Source organism: Pseudomonas sp. MWU13-2100 (genome assembly GCF_023242365.1).
Classification (GTDB): Bacteria; Pseudomonadota; Gammaproteobacteria; order Pseudomonadales; family Pseudomonadaceae; genus Aquipseudomonas.
Genome location: NZ_JALLIX010000017.1, coordinates 55,181 through 74,562 on the forward strand (window position 1 = coordinate 55,181; position 19,382 = coordinate 74,562).

Genomic DNA, 19,382 nt, shown 5'->3' on the forward strand with positions numbered 1-19,382 from the left:
TATTTAGTTCCTTCTTCCCTTCTTGGTGCATGAATCCGATATGAGTTCCGCTCTGTCCATCCGGCAGCTAACCAAAACCTACGGCAACGGTTTCCAGGCCCTGAGTGGTATCGATCTGGACGTCGCCGAAGGTGATTTCTTCGCCTTGCTCGGCCCTAACGGTGCCGGTAAATCCACCACCATCGGCATCCTCTCGACCCTGGTGAACAAGACCAGCGGCACGGTGAAGGTGTTCGGGCACGACCTCGATCGCGAACCCGCCGCGCTCAAGCGCTGCATTGGCGTGGTGCCGCAGGAGTTCAACTTCAACCAGTTCGAGAAGACCTTCGATATCGTCGTGACCCAGGCCGGCTATTACGGCATTCCGGCGAAAATCGCCAAGGAGCGCGCCGAACAGTACCTGACCCAACTGGGCCTGTGGGACAAGCGCGACGTACCGTCGCGGTCGTTGTCCGGCGGCATGAAACGTCGCCTGATGATCGCCCGGGCGCTGGTGCATGAACCGCGCCTGTTGATCCTCGACGAGCCGACCGCGGGGGTCGATATCGAACTGCGTCGTTCGATGTGGACCTTCCTCACCGAACTGAACCAGAAAGGCATCACCATCATCCTCACCACCCATTACCTGGAGGAGGCTGAGCAGTTGTGCCGTAATATCGGCATCATCGATCACGGCACCATTGTCGAAAATACCAGCATGCGCCAGTTGCTCAGCCAGCTGCATGTGGAGACCTTCCTGCTCGACCTGAAGAACGATCTGCAGCAGCCGCCGCAATTGATCGGCTATCCGAGCAAGTTGCTGGACAGTCGCACCCTGGAAGTCCAGGTCGACAAGGACGCGGGTATCACGGCGTTGTTCGGGCAGTTGGCCACGCAGCAGGTCGAAGTCCTGAGCCTGCGTAACAAAACCAATCGCCTCGAGGAGCTGTTCGTGTCCCTGGTGGAAAAAAACCTGTCGAAGGTGGCGGTATGAGTTCGGAACTGCAACCCAACCTGGTCGCGCTCAACACCATCGTTTACCGCGAAGTCCGGCGGTTTACCCGGATCTGGCCACAGACCCTGCTCCCCCCGGCCATCACCATGGTCCTGTACTTCGTGATCTTCGGCAACCTGATCGGCCGGCAGATCGGCGGCATGGGTGGCTTCACCTACATGGAGTACATCGTGCCGGGCCTGATCATGATGTCGGTGATCACCAACTCCTACGGCAACGTGGTCTCGAGTTTCTTCGGCAGCAAGTTCCAGCGCTCCATCGAAGAGTTGATGGTTTCGCCGGTCTCGCCCCATACCATCCTGATCGGCTACACCCTCGGCGGTGTCCTGCGCGGGCTGATGGTGGGGATCATCGTGACCTTGCTCTCGCTGTTCTTCACCCACTTGCAGGTCCATCACCTGGGCGTGACCCTGCTGGTGGTGATCCTGACGGCGACGATCTTCTCGCTTCTGGGGTTCATCAACGCGGTCTTTGCACGTAATTTCGACGATATCTCGATTATCCCGACTTTCGTGCTGACGCCGCTGACCTACCTCGGCGGGGTCTTCTACTCGATTACCCTGCTGCCACCGTTCTGGCAGACCGTGTCGCTGGCCAACCCGGTGCTGCACATGGTCAACGCCTTCCGCTACGGCATTCTCGGGGTGTCGGACATCCGCATCAGCGTGGCCATCACCTTCATGCTGGTGGCGACGGTAGCCCTCTACATCGGTTGTGCGCGGTTGCTGGTCAGCGGCCGCGGTATGCGTCAGTAAGGGTTTTCATGGACGACGGCGTCGCTCCTGGCGCCGTTTCCATTGCCTGGCCACCCACCAGCGCCAGTAGCTCATGGTCAGGTAGTAACCCAGCGCGCCGAGCGTCATTCCCAATACCAGCGAACCGAGCAACAGCGGTTGCCAGAGCGTCGACAGTTGCCCGCTGATCCAGGCCCAGGTCAACTCGTCCGGCAGGCCGCGGGGTGGCACGTGCAGCAACCAGGCACCGAGCTGGTAGGCACAATAGAAAATCGGCGGAATCGTCAGCGGATTGGTCAGCCACACCAGGCTGACGGCAATCGGCATATTGCCACGCACGAGAATTGCCAGGAACGCTGCCAGCAGCATCTGCAAGGGCATCGGCATCAAGGCCGCAAACAAACCCACCGCCATGGCCCGCGCCACCGAGTGCCGATTGAGGTGCCAGAGGTTCGGATCGTGGAGCAGGGGACCGAAAAAACGTAAGTGTTTGTGTTCCCTGATGCGGGTCGGGTCCGGCATGTAGCGTTTGAATAAGCGACGCGGCATAAGGCTTCTCGGGCGATTCAGGCGGGCAGTATGCCCGGATTTTACGGGCGGCCGATTCAGACTTTGTGACAGTAAATAAAGCACCGTCCGCGTAACCCGGCTATTCCGAGAACTGAACGGGTTCAAGGAGGGGGTTATGCGCACAGGGATGTTGGCGTTGGCAGCGGGGTTTGTGGCCTTGCGTTTCCTACCACAACTGCCACCCGGCGGGCTGTTGCTGGTGCTGCCGGTACTCGGGCTGATGTTGTTGCCGTTTCGCACCTACCCGCTGGCGTTGTTTCTGTTCGGCTGCAGTTGGGCCTGCTTCCAGGCGCAGCGGGCGCTGGACGATCGGCTGGCGCCGGTGCTGGACGGCCAGACCCTGTGGGTGGAGGGCCGGGTGGTCGGTTTGCCGCAACGGGATGAACAGGTCGTGCGCTTCGAACTGGAGGGTGCGACTTCGCGCCGGGCACCGCTGCCGGCGCGTTTGCGCTTGTCCTGGTTCGGCGGCCCGGATCTGCGCAGTGGCGAGCGCTGGCGCCTGGCGGTGCAGCTCAAGCGTGGACAGGGTTTGCTCAATCCCGCCGGGTTCGACTATGAGGCCTGGCTGCTCGCCCGGCGCATCGGCGCCACCGGCACGATCAAGGATGGGCAGTTGCTGGCGCCCGCCAGTGGCGCCTGGCGCGATGGGATCAGGCGGCGCTTGCTGCAAGTCGATGCCCTGGGGCAATCGGCAGCCCTGGTGGCACTGGTACTCGGTGACGGTTCAGGTCTGTCGGCGCAGACCTGGCGTGTGCTGCAGGACACCGGCACCCTGCATCTGCTGGTGATTTCCGGCCAGCATATCGGCCTGTTCGCGGGACTGGTCTACACCCTGATCGCCGGACTGGCGCGTTACGGCCTGTGGCCGGGCCGTTGGCCCTGGCTGCCCTGGGCGTGTGGTCTGGCCTTTGCGGCGGCATTGGGTTACGCACTGCTGGCCGGGTTCGGCGTGCCGGTGCGCCGGGCCTGCGTGATGCTCGCCATGGTGCTGTTGTGGCGTTTGCGCTATCGCCACCTGGGGGCGCTGGTGCCGCTGCTGGCGGCCTTGAACCTGGTACTGTTGTTCGACCCGCTGGTGAGTCTGCAGGCGGGATTCTGGTTGTCCTTTGCCGCCGTGGCGGTGCTGATCTTCACCTTCAGTGGACGACTGGGCGCCTGGAGCTTCTGGCAGAGCTGGACCCGTGGGCAATGGGTGATCGCCCTCGGCCTGTTTCCGGCGCTGCTGTTACTGGGCCTGCCGGTCAGTCTCAGTGCACCGCTGGCCAACTGGATCGCGGTCCCGTTGGTCGGCCTGCTGGTATTGCCCCTGGCCTTGTTCGGCACACTGCTGTTGCCGCTGCCCTGGCTGGGGGAGGCGCTGCTGTGGCTGGCCGGCGGTTTGCTCGGCGGATTGTTTCAAGGGCTCGAATGGCTGGCCGCGCAAGTGCCGGCCTGGGTCCCGGCGAGCGTTCCACTATGGGCCTGGGCGCTGAGTGGCCTGGGTATCCTGCTGCTGTTGCTGCCTGCCGGCATGCCCTTGCGCCCTTTGGGTTGGCCGCTGGCGGCGCTGGCGGTATTTGCACCTGCAACGCAAGTGGCGCCGGGCGAGGCCGAGGTCTGGCAGCTGGATGTCGGCCAGGGGTTGGCGATCCTTGTCCGAACCCGTGGGCACAGCCTGTTGTACGACGCCGGACCGCGCTTCGGCGAGTTTGACCAGGGGGAGCGGGTGGTGCTGCCGTCTTTGCGCAAGCTGGGGGTGCGCAGGCTCGATACGCTGCTGCTCAGCCATGCCGATGCCGATCACGCCGGCGGGGCCCTGGCCGTGCGCCGCGGCTTGCCGGTGGGCGAGGTGCTCGGCGGCGACATCGAGGGTTTGCCCGCGGCGTTGCAGGCCCAGCCGTGTATCAACGGCCGGCACTGGCAGTGGGACGGTGTGCGTTTTGCCCTGTGGCGCTGGTCCGAGGCCCGGGACAGCAACCAATCTTCCTGCGTCTTGCAGATCGAGGCCAATGGCGAACGTCTGCTGCTGACCGGTGATATCGATGTCGAGGCCGAACGAGCCTTCCTCGACAGTCCGCTGGCGATAAGCAGCGACTGGCTGCAGGCTCCCCATCACGGCAGCCGCAGTTCCTCGTCAGTGGTTTTCCTGCAACGCCTGTCCCCCCGTGGGGTGCTGGTTTCCCGTGGGCGCGGCAATGCCTTCGGCCATCCTCACCCGCAGGTCATCGCGCGTTACAAAGCCTTGGACATGGCCATATTCGACAGCGCGGAACAGGGCGCGGTGCGTCTGATGCTCGGTCGTTTCGACGAGCCGCGGGCCCTGCAGGCCGAGCGGCGTTTCTGGCGGCAATAGCCTGGGGCTTTTCAATAACCCAGGGTTATTAAAGTACTCCGGGTTGCGACATCACGATCTTCGGCCCGTGCACCCCCTATGTTAGAGTGGCGCACTTTTTCGAGGGGACTGTCACTGTGTGGGAATTGGTCAAGTCCGGCGGCTGGATGATGCTGCCGATCATTTTGAGTTCCATCGCTGCAACGGGCATCGTTGCCGAGCGCCTGTGGACGCTGCGGGCCAGCCGCGTGACCCCGGAGCATCTGCTCGGGCAGGTCTGGCGCTGGATCAAGGACAAGCAACTGGACAAGGAAAAACTCAAGCAACTGCGTGCCGATTCCCCCCTGGGCGAGATCCTCGCCGCGGGCCTGGCGAACTCCAAGCATGGTCGCGAGATCATGAAAGAGTGTATTCAGGAAGCCGCCGCCCGGGTCATCCATGAACTGGAACGCTACCTCAGCGCCCTCGGCACCATCGCCGCCATGTCGCCCCTGCTCGGGCTGCTGGGCACGGTGCTGGGCATGATCGATATCTTCAGTTCGTTCATGAGTACCGGCATGACCACCAACGCCGCCGTGCTTGCCGGGGGTATTTCCAAGGCGCTGGTCACCACGGCTTCGGGTCTGATGGTCGGGATTCCGGCGGTGTTCTTCCATCGTTTCCTGTTGCGCCGGGTCGATGAGCTGGTGGTGGGCATGGAGCAGGAAGCGATCAAGCTGGTCGAGGTGGTGCAGGGCGATCGCGACGTCGACATGCCAGAGGGCAAAGCGTGAAATTCCGCCGCAAGCCCCTGGAACCGGTGGATATCAACGTGACGTCGTTGATCGACGTGGTGTTCGTCCTGCTGCTGTTTTTCGTCACCACCACCACCTTTACCCGCCAGACCGAGTTGCGGGTCGACCTGCCGCAGGCGGTCAGCGGCTCGCCGGCCGAGGACCATATTCCCAAGCAACTGGACATCGCCATCAGTGCCGATGGCGTCTACACGGTGAACAACCAGCGCCTGCCGACCAATGACCTGGCCAGCCTGATGGAGGCGGTGCAGAAAGAGTCCGGCGGCGATACCAGCCTGCCACTGTCGATCAGCGCCGATGGCAAGACCCAGCACCAGGCGGTGATCACCGCAATGGATGCGGCCGGCAAACTGGGCTTCAGCCATCTGCGCATGACCACCGTCGAAGCGGCGCCGGCACCCTGATGAGCTTCTCCGAGCGTCTGCTCGCCGCCTGGTACGACGGTCATCCGGCGTTGGTCCTGCTGCGTCCGCTGGAGTGGCTGTATCGCCGGGTGGTCAATGGCAAACGCGCGCGTTTCGTCGCCGGCGAAGGCGCGATCTACCAGCCGCCGGTGCCGTTGGTCGTGGTGGGCAATATCACCATCGGCGGCACCGGCAAGACCCCCATGATTCTCTGGCTGATCGAGCATTGTCGGCGGCGTGGCCTGCGGGTCGGCGTGGTCAGTCGTGGCTACGGCGCCAAGCCGCCGCAGCTGCCCTGGCGCGTGCGGGCCGACCAGGCCGCGGCGGTAGTCGGTGACGAACCGCTGCTGATCGTCCAGCGCAACGGCGTGCCGTTGATGATCGACCCGGACCGCAGTCGAGCGGTGCAGGCCTTGCTGGCGACGGAGAAGCTCGACCTGATCCTCTCCGATGATGGCCTGCAGCATTACCGCCTGGCCCGCGATCTGGAACTGGTGCTGATCGATGCCGTGCGGGGCCTGGGCAACGGCCGTTGCCTGCCCGCCGGGCCGCTGCGAGAACCGATTGAACGCCTGCAAAGTGTCGATGGCGTGCTTTACAACGGTGCCAGTGAGGACCGTGCGAACGGCTTCGCCTTTCGCCTGCAACCGACGGCGCTGGTCAACCTGCTGACCGGCGAGCGCAAGCCGGTCGATTATTTTCCACCCGGACAGGCCGTGCACGCGGTCGCCGGTATCGGTAACCCGCAACGTTTCTTCAATACCCTCGAAACGCTACACTGGCAGCCTGTGCCCCATGCTTTTGCCGACCATGCCGAGTACAGCGCCGGCGCCTTGAGCTTCGAACCGACGCTGCCGCTGGTGATGACCGAAAAGGATGCGGTGAAATGCCGGGCCTTCGCGGCGCCCGACTGGTGGTACCTGGCAGTGGATGCGTTGCCGTCCGAGGCCTTCACGGCCTGGTTCGACACCCAGCTGCTGCGCCTGTTGCCCGACCGTCTCTTGCCCTAAACCCGTTTTTATCCAGGGAACCCTCATGGACACCAAACTGCTCGACATCCTCGCCTGCCCGATCTGCAAAGGTCCCCTCAAGCTCAGCGCCGACAAGACCGAGCTGATCAGCAAGGGCGCGGGCCTGGCCTATCCGATCCGCGACGGTATCCCGGTGATGCTGGAAAGCGAAGCCCGTACCCTGAGCACCGACGAGCGTCTGGACAAATGACCACCCCGTTCGTCGTCGTCATTCCGGCGCGCTTTTCCTCCACCCGCCTGCCGGCCAAGCCGCTGCAACTGATCGCCGGCAAGCCGATGATCCAGCACACCTGGGAACAGGCGCGCAAAAGCAGCGCCCAGCGGGTGGTGGTGGCCACCGATGATGTGCGTATCGTCGAGGCCTGCCGGGCCTTTGGCGCCGAAGTGCTGCTGACCCGCGAAGATCACGAGTCCGGTACCGATCGCCTGGCCGAGGTGGCCACTTTGCTGGGCTTGGCGGCGGATGACATCGTCGTCAACGTCCAGGGCGACGAGCCGTTGATTCCGCCGGTGGTGATCGATCAGGTCGCGGCCAACCTCGCGGCCCATGGCGAAGCGCGCATGGCCACCCTGGCCGAGCCGATCCACGACCTGGAAAGCCTGTTCAACCCGAACGTGGTCAAGGTGGTCAGCGACATCAATGGCCTGGCGCTGACCTTCAGTCGCGCGACCTTGCCCTGGGCACGGGATGACTTTGCCATCAGTCGCGAGCAACTGCCGCCAGGCGTGCCGTTCCGGCGGCATATCGGCATCTACGCCTATCGTGCCGGCTTCCTGCATGACTTCGTCAGCTGGGGCCCGTGCTGGCTGGAAACCACCGAGCGCCTGGAGCAACTGCGGGCGCTGTGGCACGGTGTGCGGATTCACGTCGCCGATGCCCTGGAAGCGCCACCGACCGGTGTCGATACGGCGCAAGACCTTGATCGCGTTCGTCGGTTGCTGGAGGCCTGATGCGGGTTCTGTTTGTCTGCCTGGGCAATATCTGTCGTTCGCCCACGGCCGAAGGTGTGTTGCGGCACAAATTGCGTGAGGCCGGCTTGGCCGAACAGATCGAAGTGGCCTCCGCCGGTACCGGTGCCTGGCATGTCGGCAAGTCGCCGGACAGCCGCAGCCAGCGGGCGGCGCGGATACGCGGCTACGATCTGTCGGCCCAGCGTGCCCGGCAGGTCGGCGCGGCGGATTTCAATCGCTACGACCTGATCCTGGCCATGGACCAGAGCAACCTGCGCAACCTCAAGTTGCTGCAGCCGGCCCAGGGCAAGGCCGAACTGGATCTGTTCCTGCGCCGTTATGACGGGGCGGTGGAGGAAGTGCCGGACCCGTACTACGACGAAGAACATGGTTTCGAACAGGTGCTGGACCTGATCGAACAGGCCTGCGATCGGCTGGTGATCGAACTCAAGGGGCGTCTATGACCCTGCAAGTGCAAGCCGGGGTTTCCCTCAAACCCTATAACAGCTTTGGTGTCGATGTTCGTGCGCAGTGGTTCGCCGAGGCCCATAGCGATATCGATGTCCGTGAGGCCCTGGCCTATGCCGCGCAGCATCAACTGCCGTTGCTGGTGATCGGCGGTGGCAGCAACCTGCTGTTGACGGCGGATATCCCGGCGCTGGTATTGCGCATGGGTAGTCGCGGGATTCGGCTGTTGAGCGATGACGGCGTCAATGTGGTGATCGAAGCCGAGGCCGGCGAGCCCTGGCATCCCTTTGTGCTGTCGACCCTGGCCCAGGGCTGGAACGGCCTGGAAAACCTCAGTCTGATTCCCGGCACCGTCGGTGCCGCACCGATGCAGAACATCGGTGCCTACGGGGTCGAGATCAAGGATGTGTTCGCCGGCCTGACCGCGCTGGATCGCGAGACCGGTGAGTTGCGCGAGTTCTCCTTGCAAGAGTGCCAGTTCGGTTATCGCGACAGCCTGTTCAAACACGCCGCCGGGCGCTGGTTGATCCTGCGTGTCCGCTTTGCCTTGAGTCGTGCCGAGCACCTGCACCTGGGTTACGGCCCGGTGGCCACGCGCCTGACCGAGCAAGGTGTCAATCAGCCGACCGCTATGGACGTGAGCCGCGCCATTTGCAGCATTCGCAGCGAAAAGCTCCCGGACCCGGCAGTGTTGGGCAATGCCGGCAGTTTTTTCAAGAACCCGCTGGTTTCGGCGGCGTTGGCGGCCGAGCTGAAGTTGCTGCATCCTGGCCTGGTGAGTTATCCACAGGCCGACGGCCAGGTGAAACTGGCGGCGGGTTGGCTGATCGAGGCGGCGGGCTGGAAGGGCTTTCGCGACGCAGACGCCGGGGTGCATCGCTTGCAGTCGCTGGTGCTGGTCAACTATGGCGCGGCGAGCGGCCTGCAACTGCTGGCGCTGGCGCGGCGGATCCAGGCTGACATTTTGCAACGCTTTTCCGTTGAGCTGGAAATGGAGCCGAACCTCTACTGAGGCTATGCTCTTAGCGATAGTGGTGTCAGATCACTATCGCTATCGCTCGGTGTTTCGTCGCAATCTGTCGTCGTACGCGAAACCCCGTAGGCGCTGGCTTGCTGGCGATGGTGCTGCGGCATTCACCGCCGTTATCACGGACAGGCCCGATTCAGAGCGATCCAGCGTACACCAGGCTTTTTCCCGAATACGGCTTTCCCTTCGCCGACCAACGGCGTAAAAACAGATCCCATGAAAGGCCCGATGAAGCGTTCGCTTCATGAGAGAGCCCCTTAGCCTGAGTCGATCCGCCCTGTGTCGAACCGTGGCACTCAACGGCGGATGGCTCGACCCCATAACCATGAACTATGCGGGCGTGCCCATGATTACCCTGAAACTCAACGGTCAAGACCATCCACTGGACGTCACCGAGGACATGCCGCTGCTCTGGGCGATCCGCGACGTGGCGGGTTATACCGGGACCAAATTCGGCTGCGGCATGGGCCTGTGCGGTGCTTGTACCGTGCACATCGACGGCCTGCCGGTGCGCTCCTGCATCACTCCCGTCGGCTCCGTGGCGGGGCAGAGCGTCAGTACCATCGACAACCTGCACAGCGATCCGGTCGGCCAGGCGGTGCAGCAAGCCTGGCTGGACGGTGGCGTCGCCCAGTGCGGCTTCTGCCAGGGTGGGCAGATCATGTCGGCCACGGCCTTGCTCAAGGTCAACCCCAAGCCCAGCGATGCCCAGATCGAAGAGGCCATGCTCGGGAATATCTGTCGGTGCGGGACCTATAACCGCATCAAGACGGCCATTCACCAGGCCGCCGCCCATCTGCAGGAGGCCAAGGCATGAATACGTCGCTGAACGATTTCGTCCTGAGCAATCTCAGCCGGCGCGGCTTTCTCAAGGGCGTCGGCGCCACCGGCGCGCTGGTGCTGGCGGCGAGCTGGGGCTTGCCCGAGGCCTTTGCCGAAGGCGAGCAGAAATATGGCGCCGACCATATGCCCAATGGCTGGGTCGATGATCCCAAGGTCTATGTGAGTATCGAGGCCGACGGTAGCGTGACGGTGATCTGCAACCGTTCCGAAATGGGCCAGGGCGTGCGCACCAGCCTGAGCATGGTGGTGGCCGATGAGCTCGAGGCCGATTGGGCGCGGGTCAAGGTCAGGCAGGCACCGGGCGACGAAGTGCGTTTCGGCAACCAGGATACCGACGGTTCACGCAGCATGCGCCATTGGTACGAGCCGATGCGGCGTTGCGGCGCGGCGGCGCGGAGCATGCTCGAACAGGCGGCGGCCGCGCAATGGAAAGTGCCGCTGGCGGAATGCCGGGCGCAGTTGCACAAGGTTATCCACAGCCCGAGCGGCCGTGAGCTCGGGTATGGAGCCCTGGCGGTGGCTGCCGCCGCGTTGGCCGTTCCGGCCCGCGACAGCCTGAAGCTCAAGCCAGCGTCGGAATTCCGCTATATCGGCAAGGAGTCGAACCGGGCCATCGACGGGGCGGATATCGTCAATGGCCGGGCCTTGTATGGTGCCGACGTGCATTTCGACGGCACTCTCTACGCCACCGTGGCCCGGCCGCCGGTGTATGGGGGCAAGGTCAAGTCCTTCGATGCCGCCGCGACGCTGAAAGTCCCGGGAGTGCTCAAGGTCGTGGAAATCGAAAGTCGCCCGTTGCCTTCCGAATTCCAGCCGCTGGGCGGGGTGGCGGTAATCGCCAGCAACACCTGGGCGGCGATCAAGGGCCGCGAGGCGCTGACGATCGTCTGGGATGACGGGGTCAACGCCAGTTATGACTCCGTTGCCTATCGCCAGGAGCTGGAAGCGTCGGCGCGCCAGCCCGGCAAGGTGGTACGCGATACCGGTAATGTCGAGGAGGCCCTGAAGCGCGCTGACAGCCAGTTCGAAGCCGGTTATTACCTGCCGCACCTGGCCCAGTCGCCGATGGAACCGATGGTTGCCATCGCCCGTTTCAACAACGGCCACTGCGAAGCCTGGGCGCCGACCCAGGCGCCCCAGGTGACCCGCGAGCGGATCGCCGAGCGCCTGGGGATCGGCTTCGACCAGGTCACCGTCAACGTGACCCTGCTCGGCGGCGGTTTCGGGCGCAAGTCCAAGCCGGACTACATCATCGAGGCGGCCATTCTTGCCAAGGAAATGCCGGGCAAGGCCGTGCGCGTGCAGTGGACCCGCGAGGACGATATCCACTATTCCTATTTCCACACCGTGTCGGCGGAATACCTGCGGGCCAGCCTGAACAAGGACGGCACGCCGTCCGGTTGGCTGCACCGCACCGTGGCGCCGAGTATCAGCGCACTGTTCGCGCCGAATATGAACAACGAGGGCGCCTTTGAACTGGGCATGGGCTTCACCAACATGGCCTACAACATTCCCAACGTGCGCCTGGAAAACCCCGAAGCGAAGGTGCATACGCGGGTGGGCTGGTACCGCTCGGTATCGAATATCCCCCATGGTTTCGCCATCCAGAGTTTCGTTGACGAACTGGCCCACAAGGCCGGCCAGGACCCCTTGGCCTATCAGCTCAAGTTGTTGGCGCCGGATCGCCAGATCGACCCGCGTACCCTGAGCGATCAGTGGAACTACGGTGAGTCCCCCGAGCGTTATCCCATCGATACCGGGCGTATGCGCGCGGTCCTGGAAACCGCGACCCAGGCCGCCGGTTGGGGACGCCAGCTGCCCCCAGGGCGCGGCCTGGGTCTGGCGGTGCATTACAGCTTTGTCACCTACGTGGCGGCGGTGATCGAGGTCGAGGTCAAGGACGATGGCAGCCTGATCGTGCACAAGGCCGATATCGCCGTGGACTGTGGCCCGCAGATCAACCCGGAGCGGATCCGCTCGCAGTTCGAAGGGGCCTGCGTCATGGGCCTGGGCAACGCCGTGCTGGGTGAGATCAGCTTCAAGAAGGGCAAGGTCCAGCAGGACAACTTCCATATGTACGAAGTGGCTCGCATGTCCCTGGCGCCGAAGGTGGTGGCAGTGCATCTGGTCACACCGCCGGGCGAGGTGCCGTTGGGCGGTGTCGGTGAGCCGGGTGTGCCGCCGATTGCGCCGGCGCTGTGCAACGCGATCTTTGCCGCCACCGGCAAGCGTATTCGCAACCTGCCGGTGCGCTACCAGCTGCAAGGCTGGAACCAGGTGAAAGCCTGATGGACAGCGTCGATCTGAATGTCTTGCGCAGTGTCCTGCAATGGCGCCGCGCGGGGCAGCGGGTGGTGCTGTACAGCGTGGTCCAGACCTGGGGCAGCGCGCCACGGCCGCCGGGGGCGATGCTGGCCCTGCGCGAGGACGGCGTGGTGATCGGCTCGGTGTCCGGAGGTTGCATCGAGGACGACCTGATCCAGCGTTTGCAGGATGGGCGCCTGCCGGAAGACGGGCCACCGGTGCAACTGGTGACCTATGGCGTGAGCCGTGACGAGGCGGCGCGTTTTGGCCTGCCCTGTGGCGGGACCTTGCGCCTGACCGAGGAGCGGGTAGGCGATCCGGGTTGGGTGGCGCAATTACTGGCGCGCTGCGAGGCCCATGAGATTGTCGCCCGGGAGCTGAACCTGGCCACCGGCGACGTGACCTTGAGCGACGCGGGCAAAACCGACACCCTGAGCTTTGACGGTGAGCGCTTGCGGGCGATCTACGGTCCTCGTTGGCGCTTGTTGTTGATCGGTGCCGGCCAATTGTCGCGCTATGTGGCGGAAATCGCCCGGCTGCTGGATTTCGAAGTACTGATCTGCGATCCACGCAAGGAATTCGTCCATGGCTGGGAAGAGCAACAGGGGCGTTTTGTGCCGGGCATGCCCGATGAGGCCGTGCTGAATATCCAGACCGACGAGCGCACGGCCATCATCGCCCTGACCCACGACCCGCGGCTGGACGACATGGCGTTGCTCACGGCATTGAATTCCAGGGCGTTCTACATTGGTGCATTGGGTTCGCGGGTCAACAGCCAGAAGCGCCGGGGCAATCTGGCAATGCTCGGCTTGACCCCGAATGCCATTGCTCGGTTGCATGGCCCGATTGGTTTGCATATCGGTAGTCATACGCCGGCGGAGATTGCCTTGTCCTTGATGGCGGAAATCGTGGCGATCAAGAACGGTGTCGAGTTGCGGCAGAAAAAGCCGGAGTTGGCGACCCATGAGTGAGTCGGTTGCGGCCATTGTCCTGGCGGCGGGGCAGGGCAGCCGTTTTCGACAGGCGGCGGGGGCCGATCAGGACAAGTTGCTGGCGTGCTGTGTGGGCCGTGATGGTGTGAAGCGGGCGGTGTTGGAGCATGTGCTGCTGAGTTTGCCGCAGGGGCTCGGAGCCCGGTTGCTGGTGACAACGGCGGATCGCTTGGAGGTCATTCATCTGGCGCAGGTGTATGGCTGTCGGGTGCTGCTGATCGAGTCGACGGGTATGGGCGACAGCCTCGCCGCCGCCGTGGCGGCGACGGCCGATCAGGCGGGGTGGCTGGTGCTGCTGGGAGATATGCCGTTTATCCTGCCGGAGACGGTTGTGCTGGCCTTGGCCGGTATTGAAGACGATGCCATTTGCGTGCCGGTTTTTCAGGGCGAACCTGGACATCCGGTCGGCTTCGGACGCTCGTTTGGACCTGCCTTGATGGGCTTGTCGGGCGACCGTGGAGCCAAGCCGTTGTTTGCGCGAGGCCGAGTGCGAGGGTTGCCTGTCGACGATCAGGGCGTGCTTTGGGATGTGGACAGTCCTGAGGGTCTGATATTTTCGAAGGCTTGAGGGGGCAACGTATCGAGCGACACGCGACATGCGATACTGGCCCTGATTTCTTCCTGTCGTCCTAAGCTTGCGTGGGACATTTCTCGTTCCGTCTCTGCTGCCTTGAATTACCTCTGTGCCCCTGTAGGTTGCGTTGATGCAGCTCATTCCTGAGTCGGTGCAACCCACGGTTAACAGTGTGCGCCCCCGGCATGTGGCGCCGGCAAGAGGGTGTTCACGCAATGGCAACCGGATATTTTATTTGCCAATGGGACAAGACCACCTGCGGTGGCACGGTGCTGGAAGGCGAATCCCGCATGAGAATGCTTACCCGGAATCAGGCGCTCGAGGGGGATCGGGTTTCCTGCGGGGTCGACGGTAAGACCTACGTGATCCTTGGCGGAATTGCGCACATGAGGAGAGACGGACGCTGTCTGGCCGGCACCCTGGACAGTCACAGCGGTTGTCCCTGCAAAGCCAGGCTGATCCCTTCTTACGTCACGGGCATCCCGTCAGGTGTCGCTCAAGCCATCGAATTGACCTTGACCAGCCAGTGTCATGCTGTCGATGACGGTCGCACCGTTAGTCTTGGTAACAACCCCCTTGCCGACCTGTCCGATATCAACCAGCGGATGGTCTTCGTGCTCAGGGCCGCGGCACAGTTTGACGAACTGCTGCATAACAGCCATCGCTACAAAATCGAACAGGCAATCCAGGAGATTGCCGCCGGCCATGGTGTGCGATGAGCAGGCTCACCCGGATTGGTCGGCAACGCGTCGGATTAGTCTTGTTGATCGTCGCCCTCCTGGCGTTGGCGGCGATTGAAGAGCTAACGGAAAAGGAAATCGCGTTGGTGATTGGCGAGCCTTACGAAGCCATGCGCCAACGCTCCAGCGCGAGCATTGATCCAGCCATTCCGGGACATTCTTGGTTCAGTATTCCCAAGTCGGATGCCCGCCTGCGTCTTGCGGACCCTCAATATGGGTTTGTAACCCCCCAGGCCCTCTTCTTCACGGTTATGTACAATAACGAGGTGGTCGAGGGGGTTCGCATGTCCCCGCAAATCGAACCTCTATTGCTCGACGACACCCTCAAGATCGTGCTGGATTTGCAGGAGTAATGGCGCAACGCGGGCTGGACACCCATCCGGGTTGCGCAAGATCCACCGTTCGCCGATACACCGCAATGGCGTGCCCAATTACGCGATGTGAAAAAGGGCGGTGTTGCTTACTGGCAAGCAGGCAACCGATACAAAGCGATGTTGGTGGTTCATCGATTCAAGGATAAGAAACGTCCCACGGAGGAGCGCTACCTCATCACACTGGAGCTTAGCAAGTCACGGGGGGAGCGATGACCTTGTTCGCCTGTCGCTGACTGAACGATAGCCTTCCGTAGGATTCGGACAAAAAAAGCCCCGCCTGCATCACTGCAGGCGGGGCTTTTCAACAGCCGTCAGAGTCAGGCGAGGGGTTTAGGCTCGTGGGCTGCTTCCGGGGCTTTGTGGTTGTGTTCAACCACTTCTTCGACAGACTGCAGGTTTTCGTCGACGGTCGGTGCAGCCGCTTCGCTTTCAGCCGGTACGAATTGCGCTGGAGCCTCAGGCACAGGCGCCGGTTCGGCAGCAACCACGGCTTCTACTGCGGGGGCAGCAGCGGCACGTTCGGCAGCTTCCTGGGCCAGACGCTCTTCTTCACGCTTGCGACGACGCACTTCACGCGGATCGTTCGGTGCGCGACCGTTGCTGGTCAGGGCGCTGGCCGGAGCCGCCTCGACAGCCGGCGCAGCGACTTCAGCCACAGTGGCAACCACCGGAGCAGGCTCTGGCTGGGCAACCACGGCCGGCTCTTCAGCCACCGGAGCTTCAGTCACAGGCGCTTGCGGTGCGACCGCTGGCTCGGACCATTGGAATGCGGCCTGGACTTCCTGAGCCGGCTCTGGCGCTTGTTCAGCAACCGGAGCTTCGACGACAGGGGCCTGGGCCACAGCTTCTTCAACGACTGTCGCCGCGACCACTGCGGTTTCGATGGCCGGTTCAGGCGCCACGAATACTGGCAGCTCCGCGACCACGGCCGGTTCGGCAGGGGCTTCAACCGCAGGCTCAACCGCCTGAACCGGAGCAACTTCCACTTCCGGTACCGCCGGGGCTTCTACCGGGGTAGTGGCTTCAACGACCGGAGCTTCAACCGCGGGTGCTTCCTGGGTCGCGGCAGTGGCCAGTTCGGCCTGCTGATGCGCCTGGGCTTCGGCTGGAGCACTGATCACGCTGCTGGCGACGGCGGCGGTCACGGCCAGGCCGGCAGCCAGTTCGGCAGCGGTGGCGGCTTCGTGATGTTCTTCGCTGCCTTCTTCCGAGCCTTCGATCACATTGCCGTTGGCATCACGCTGACGCTCGCGACGGTTGCTGCGACGACGCTGACCACGGGAGCGGCGACGTGGACGATCGCCACCTTCGGCGTTGTCCTGGCTGTCGTCCTGCAGTTGCTCTTCGCCCTGCAACACTTCCTCTTCACCGGCAGCTGCAGGCTGCTCGGTACGCGGTTGGCGTTCTTCACGCGGTGCACGCGGCTGACGCTCTTCACGTGGCGCACGGGCCGGACGTTCTTCCGCGACTACCGCTGCGGTTGCAGCTGTTGCGGCGGCAGCGACGGCCGGTGCGGCATCCAGCGGCTCACGCAGTTCACGCACGCGTTCTTCACGTTCGCCACGTGGCTTGCGATCTTCACGCGGGGCACGTGGGGCACGCTCTTCACGCGGCGCACGTGGCGCACGTTCCTCGCGGGCTACGGCCGGTGCTTCGTCACGCACTTCGCGGACTTCACGCGGTGCACGCTCTTCCCGTGGGGCGCGTTCTTCACGCGGCTCGCGCGCTGCACGTTCTTCACGGGGCGCACGCTCTTCACGCGGCTTGCGCTCTTCATCGCGGCGACCGTTACGGTTGCGGCTCTGCTGGCGACCGTTGCGACGTTCTTCGTTACGGGCCGGACGCTCGGCTGCCGGTTTTTCAACCACGGCCGGTGCAACAGGCTCTTCCTTGCTGGCGAACAGGCTGACCAGCGACTTCACCAGACCCTTGAACAGGCTTGGCTCGGCCACGACCGGCGCAGGAGCGGCCACCGGCGCCGCTACTTCTTCGGCCGGAACCGGCGCGTTGGCGCGGACCGGCGCGGTCTTGACCGCCGCCTCCTGGCGAACCAGGGTACGGGTGGCCGCGGCCGGCTGGACTTCTTCCACTTCGGCAGCGGCAGCGGCGATTTCGTAGCTGGACTGGTTGGTGTGGGCTTCCGGGCTGTCATCGCGCAGACGTTGCACTTCGAAGTGCGGCGTCTCCAGGTGATCGTTCGGCAGGATCACGATGCGCGCACGGGTGCGCAGTTCGATCTTGGTGATCGAGTTGCGTTTTTCGTTGAGCAGGAAGGCGGCAACCGGGATCGGCACCTGGGCGCGGACTTCGGCGGTGCGGTCCTTCAGGGCTTCTTCTTCGATCAGGCGCAGGATCGCCAGGGACAGCGATTCGACGTCACGGATGATGCCGGTGCCGTTGCAGCGCGGGCAGACGATGCCGCTGCTTTCGCCCAGGGACGGACGCAGGCGCTGACGGGACATTTCCAGCAGGCCGAAGCGCGAGATGCGACCGACTTGTACGCGGGCACGGTCGGCTTCCAGGCACTCGCGGACCTTTTCTTCCACGGCGCGCTGGTTCTTGGCCGGGGTCATGTCGATGAAGTCGATGACGATCAGGCCGCCGATGTCGCGCAGGCGCAACTGACGGGCGATTTCCTCGGCGGCTTCCAGGTTGGTCTGCAACGCGGTTTCTTCGATGTCGCTGCCTTTGGTGGCGCGCGCCGAGTTGATGTCGATGGACACCAGGGCCTCGGTCGGATCGATAACGATGGAACCGCCGGAAGGCAGTTCGACGACACGCTGGAAGGCGGTTTCGATCTGGCTTTCGATCTGGAAACGGTTGAACAGCGGCACGCTGTCTTCGTACAGCTTGATCTTGCTGGCGTACTGCGGCATTACCTGGCGGATGAAGGTCAGGGCTTCGTCCTGGGCTTCAACGCTGTCGATCAGCACTTCGCCGATATCCTGGCGCAGGTAGTCGCGGATGGCGCGGATGATCACGTTGCTTTCCTGGTAGATCAGGAAAGGCGCGGAGCGATCCAGTGAGGCTTCTTTGATGGCGGTCCAGAGTTGCAGCAGGTAGTCGAGGTCCCACTGCATTTCTTCGCTGCTGCGGCCAAGGCCGGCAGTGCGCACGATCAGGCCCATGTCGGCCGGAGCCACCAGGCCGTTCAGCGCTTCACGCAGTTCGTTGCGCTCTTCGCCTTCGATGCGCCGGGAGATACCGCCGGCACGCGGGTTGTTCGGCATCAGTACCAGGTAACGACCGGCCAGGCTGATGAAGGTGGTCAGGGCGGCGCCCTTGTTGCCACGTTCTTCTTTTTCGACCTGGACGATGACTTCCTGGCCTTCGCTCAGGACGTCCTTGATGTTGACGCGGCCTTCGGGGGCTTTCTTGAAGTATTCGCGGGAGATTTCTTTCAGCGGCAGGAAGCCGTGGCGCTCAGAGCCGAAATCGACAAAGGCAGCCTCGAGGCTCGGCTCGATGCGAGTAATCCGGCCTTTATAGATGTTGGCCTTCTTCTGCTCGCGTGCACCGGACTCGATGTCCAGGTCGTAGAGGCGCTGGCCGTCTACCAGGGCAACACGCAACTCTTCGGGTTGAGTTGCGTTAATCAGCATTCTTTTCATGTAGTACCGTCGGTTTCCGGGCTGCCGGAAACGGCGTTCGGCACACACGACTTCTCACGGTCGGTGTCAGGTGCGTCAGGAGTGGTTGGCCATTCCTGTGTCGGGCGAGGTTCGTCCAGAGGGGGCGAAGTCGCGACTCACGCGTCCTGCTTCTTGGGGTGACAAAAGACACCTCACAAGCAAAAGCTCTGTCAGGAGGAGGAATCAACCGCGGGTGTGGACGATATGAAGCGTCTTGATAAAGCCTAATGCTACACAGTCCGACGGTTGTGCATCTCCACCCTACACGTATCCCTGATAATTCGGGTGCGGCCGCGCGCAGAATCCGCAGCGGGTTGGCATTTACCGTGTTTTCCAAAAGGGGAAAGCACGCTCATGGCTAATTAGGCGTTGTTTCCGATGCCTTCGCCCAGGTGTGACTCGTGACCGACTGCACTTTGTGAACTGGCCGTTAATACCGGCTCGGGAAACGAGTGTTGACTCAGTTTTCCGGCGCGCTTCAGGCCTTATGTCACCTGCGCTCGTTACGATCGCGAACCTTTCCTCGAACGGCGAAAGCCCCGTAGGACGGCCTCGCATCCTGATGAATTGCGTTGGGCAGGGCCGGCTGTTGGCCGTTGGTCCTCTGTCCAGCCGCTTTTGGCGGCGTTCGCGACTATA

At 63.2% G+C, this 19,382-nt stretch carries 16 protein-coding genes and 2 pseudogenes; 16 read left to right on the forward strand and 2 right to left on the reverse strand.

Annotated features, from left to right (window positions below):
• The first annotated feature begins 40 nt into the window (after positions 1-40).
• A complete protein-coding gene (locus M5B99_RS14150; protein WP_248796982.1) occupies positions 41-973 on the forward strand; it encodes an ABC transporter ATP-binding protein in 933 nt (310 codons plus the stop codon).
• Positions 970-1,749, forward strand: a complete 780-nt coding sequence (locus M5B99_RS14155; protein ID WP_248796983.1) for an ABC transporter permease — start codon at positions 970-972, stop codon at positions 1,747-1,749. Before M5B99_RS14150 ends, M5B99_RS14155 begins: the two co-directional genes overlap by 4 nt.
• Positions 1,750-1,755: 6 nt before the next feature.
• Here M5B99_RS14155 and M5B99_RS14160 read toward each other — a convergent pair whose 3' ends face one another.
• Positions 1,756-2,277 carry a DUF2062 domain-containing protein gene (locus tag M5B99_RS14160; protein WP_248804599.1) on the reverse strand — a complete coding sequence of 174 codons (522 nt, stop codon included), beginning with the start codon at positions 2,275-2,277 and terminating at the stop codon, positions 1,756-1,758.
• A 136-nt stretch (positions 2,278-2,413) separates the two neighbouring features.
• Between M5B99_RS14160 and M5B99_RS14165 the strand changes: the two genes are divergently transcribed.
• From M5B99_RS14165 to M5B99_RS14230, 14 genes and pseudogenes are all read left to right on the forward strand, one after another.
• Positions 2,414-4,630 (forward strand): DNA internalization-related competence protein ComEC/Rec2, encoded by a 2,217-nt coding sequence (locus M5B99_RS14165; protein ID WP_248804600.1) that lies wholly within the window; start codon positions 2,414-2,416, stop codon positions 4,628-4,630.
• 116 nt (positions 4,631-4,746) lie between these two features.
• Positions 4,747-5,382 carry a MotA/TolQ/ExbB proton channel family protein gene (locus M5B99_RS14170; RefSeq protein ID WP_248804601.1) on the forward strand — a complete coding sequence of 212 codons (636 nt, stop codon included), beginning with the start codon at positions 4,747-4,749 and terminating at the stop codon, positions 5,380-5,382.
• Positions 5,379-5,807 carry an ExbD/TolR family protein gene (locus M5B99_RS14175; protein ID WP_248804602.1) on the forward strand — a complete coding sequence of 143 codons (429 nt, stop codon included), beginning with the start codon at positions 5,379-5,381 and terminating at the stop codon, positions 5,805-5,807. Before M5B99_RS14170 ends, M5B99_RS14175 begins: the two co-directional genes overlap by 4 nt.
• A complete protein-coding gene (gene lpxK / locus M5B99_RS14180; RefSeq protein WP_248804603.1) occupies positions 5,807-6,817 on the forward strand; it encodes a tetraacyldisaccharide 4'-kinase in 1,011 nt (336 codons plus the stop codon). The genes M5B99_RS14175 and lpxK overlap by 1 nt, the downstream gene beginning before the upstream one ends.
• A 25-nt stretch (positions 6,818-6,842) precedes the next feature.
• The gene (locus tag M5B99_RS14185; RefSeq protein WP_007931663.1) at positions 6,843-7,028 is read left to right on the forward strand and encodes a Trm112 family protein; all 186 of its coding nucleotides are present in this window, start codon (positions 6,843-6,845) and stop codon (positions 7,026-7,028) included.
• Positions 7,025-7,789: a 3-deoxy-manno-octulosonate cytidylyltransferase gene (gene kdsB / locus M5B99_RS14190; RefSeq protein ID WP_248804604.1), complete on the forward strand. Its 765-nt coding sequence runs from the start codon at positions 7,025-7,027 to the stop codon at positions 7,787-7,789. Before M5B99_RS14185 ends, kdsB begins: the two co-directional genes overlap by 4 nt.
• Complete coding sequence (locus M5B99_RS14195; RefSeq protein ID WP_248804605.1) at positions 7,789-8,253, forward strand: low molecular weight protein-tyrosine-phosphatase; 465 nt, start codon at positions 7,789-7,791, stop codon at positions 8,251-8,253. Before kdsB ends, M5B99_RS14195 begins: the two co-directional genes overlap by 1 nt.
• Positions 8,250-9,269 (forward strand): UDP-N-acetylmuramate dehydrogenase, encoded by a 1,020-nt coding sequence (gene murB / locus M5B99_RS14200; protein ID WP_248804606.1) that lies wholly within the window; start codon positions 8,250-8,252, stop codon positions 9,267-9,269. The genes M5B99_RS14195 and murB overlap by 4 nt, the downstream gene beginning before the upstream one ends.
• 361 nt (positions 9,270-9,630) lie before the next feature.
• Positions 9,631-10,101 (forward strand): (2Fe-2S)-binding protein, encoded by a 471-nt coding sequence (locus M5B99_RS14205; RefSeq protein WP_177144212.1) that lies wholly within the window; start codon positions 9,631-9,633, stop codon positions 10,099-10,101.
• The gene (locus M5B99_RS14210; protein ID WP_248804607.1) at positions 10,098-12,416 is read left to right on the forward strand and encodes a xanthine dehydrogenase family protein molybdopterin-binding subunit; all 2,319 of its coding nucleotides are present in this window, start codon (positions 10,098-10,100) and stop codon (positions 12,414-12,416) included. Before M5B99_RS14205 ends, M5B99_RS14210 begins: the two co-directional genes overlap by 4 nt.
• Complete coding sequence (locus M5B99_RS14215; RefSeq protein WP_248804608.1) at positions 12,416-13,402, forward strand: XdhC family protein; 987 nt, start codon at positions 12,416-12,418, stop codon at positions 13,400-13,402. Before M5B99_RS14210 ends, M5B99_RS14215 begins: the two co-directional genes overlap by 1 nt.
• The gene (locus M5B99_RS14220) at positions 13,395-13,991 is read left to right on the forward strand and encodes an NTP transferase domain-containing protein (protein WP_248804609.1); all 597 of its coding nucleotides are present in this window, start codon (positions 13,395-13,397) and stop codon (positions 13,989-13,991) included. The genes M5B99_RS14215 and M5B99_RS14220 overlap by 8 nt, the downstream gene beginning before the upstream one ends.
• Before the next feature lie 470 nt (positions 13,992-14,461).
• Positions 14,462-14,716 (forward strand): annotated as a pseudogene (locus M5B99_RS14225) (DUF2515 family protein); the annotation flags it as partial.
• A pseudogene (locus tag M5B99_RS14230) lies at positions 14,713-15,324 on the forward strand (hypothetical protein). The pseudogenes M5B99_RS14225 and M5B99_RS14230, both read left to right, overlap by 4 nt.
• A 104-nt stretch (positions 15,325-15,428) precedes the next feature.
• Here the strand turns inward: M5B99_RS14230 and rne are convergent.
• Entirely contained in the window at positions 15,429-18,722 is a 3,294-nt protein-coding gene (rne, locus tag M5B99_RS14235) for a ribonuclease E (protein WP_248804610.1), read from the reverse strand.
• Between the last annotated feature and the right edge of the window lie 660 nt (positions 18,723-19,382).

What these genes read in the sequence shown, in the direction of transcription:
- M5B99_RS14150 (WP_248796982.1), top strand. Translation starts at nt 41, where the DNA reads ATGAGTTCCGCTCTGTCCATCCGGCAGCTAACCAAAACCTACGGCAAC.
- M5B99_RS14210 (WP_248804607.1), top strand. Translation starts at nt 10,098, where the DNA reads ATGAATACGTCGCTGAACGATTTCGTCCTGAGCAATCTCAGCCGGCGC.
- M5B99_RS14155 (WP_248796983.1), top strand. Translation starts at nt 970, where the DNA reads ATGAGTTCGGAACTGCAACCCAACCTGGTCGCGCTCAACACCATCGTT.
- rne (WP_248804610.1), bottom strand. Translation starts at nt 18,722, where the DNA reads ATGAAAAGAATGCTGATTAACGCAACTCAACCCGAAGAGTTGCGTGTT.
- M5B99_RS14165 (WP_248804600.1), top strand. Translation starts at nt 2,414, where the DNA reads ATGCGCACAGGGATGTTGGCGTTGGCAGCGGGGTTTGTGGCCTTGCGT.
- lpxK (WP_248804603.1), top strand. Translation starts at nt 5,807, where the DNA reads ATGAGCTTCTCCGAGCGTCTGCTCGCCGCCTGGTACGACGGTCATCCG.
- kdsB (WP_248804604.1), top strand. Translation starts at nt 7,025, where the DNA reads ATGACCACCCCGTTCGTCGTCGTCATTCCGGCGCGCTTTTCCTCCACC.
- M5B99_RS14215 (WP_248804608.1), top strand. Translation starts at nt 12,416, where the DNA reads ATGGACAGCGTCGATCTGAATGTCTTGCGCAGTGTCCTGCAATGGCGC.
- murB (WP_248804606.1), top strand. Translation starts at nt 8,250, where the DNA reads ATGACCCTGCAAGTGCAAGCCGGGGTTTCCCTCAAACCCTATAACAGC.
- M5B99_RS14205 (WP_177144212.1), top strand. Translation starts at nt 9,631, where the DNA reads ATGATTACCCTGAAACTCAACGGTCAAGACCATCCACTGGACGTCACC.
- M5B99_RS14160 (WP_248804599.1), bottom strand. Translation starts at nt 2,277, where the DNA reads ATGCCGCGTCGCTTATTCAAACGCTACATGCCGGACCCGACCCGCATC.
- M5B99_RS14220 (WP_248804609.1), top strand. Translation starts at nt 13,395, where the DNA reads ATGAGTGAGTCGGTTGCGGCCATTGTCCTGGCGGCGGGGCAGGGCAGC.
- M5B99_RS14185 (WP_007931663.1), top strand. Translation starts at nt 6,843, where the DNA reads ATGGACACCAAACTGCTCGACATCCTCGCCTGCCCGATCTGCAAAGGT.
- M5B99_RS14195 (WP_248804605.1), top strand. Translation starts at nt 7,789, where the DNA reads ATGCGGGTTCTGTTTGTCTGCCTGGGCAATATCTGTCGTTCGCCCACG.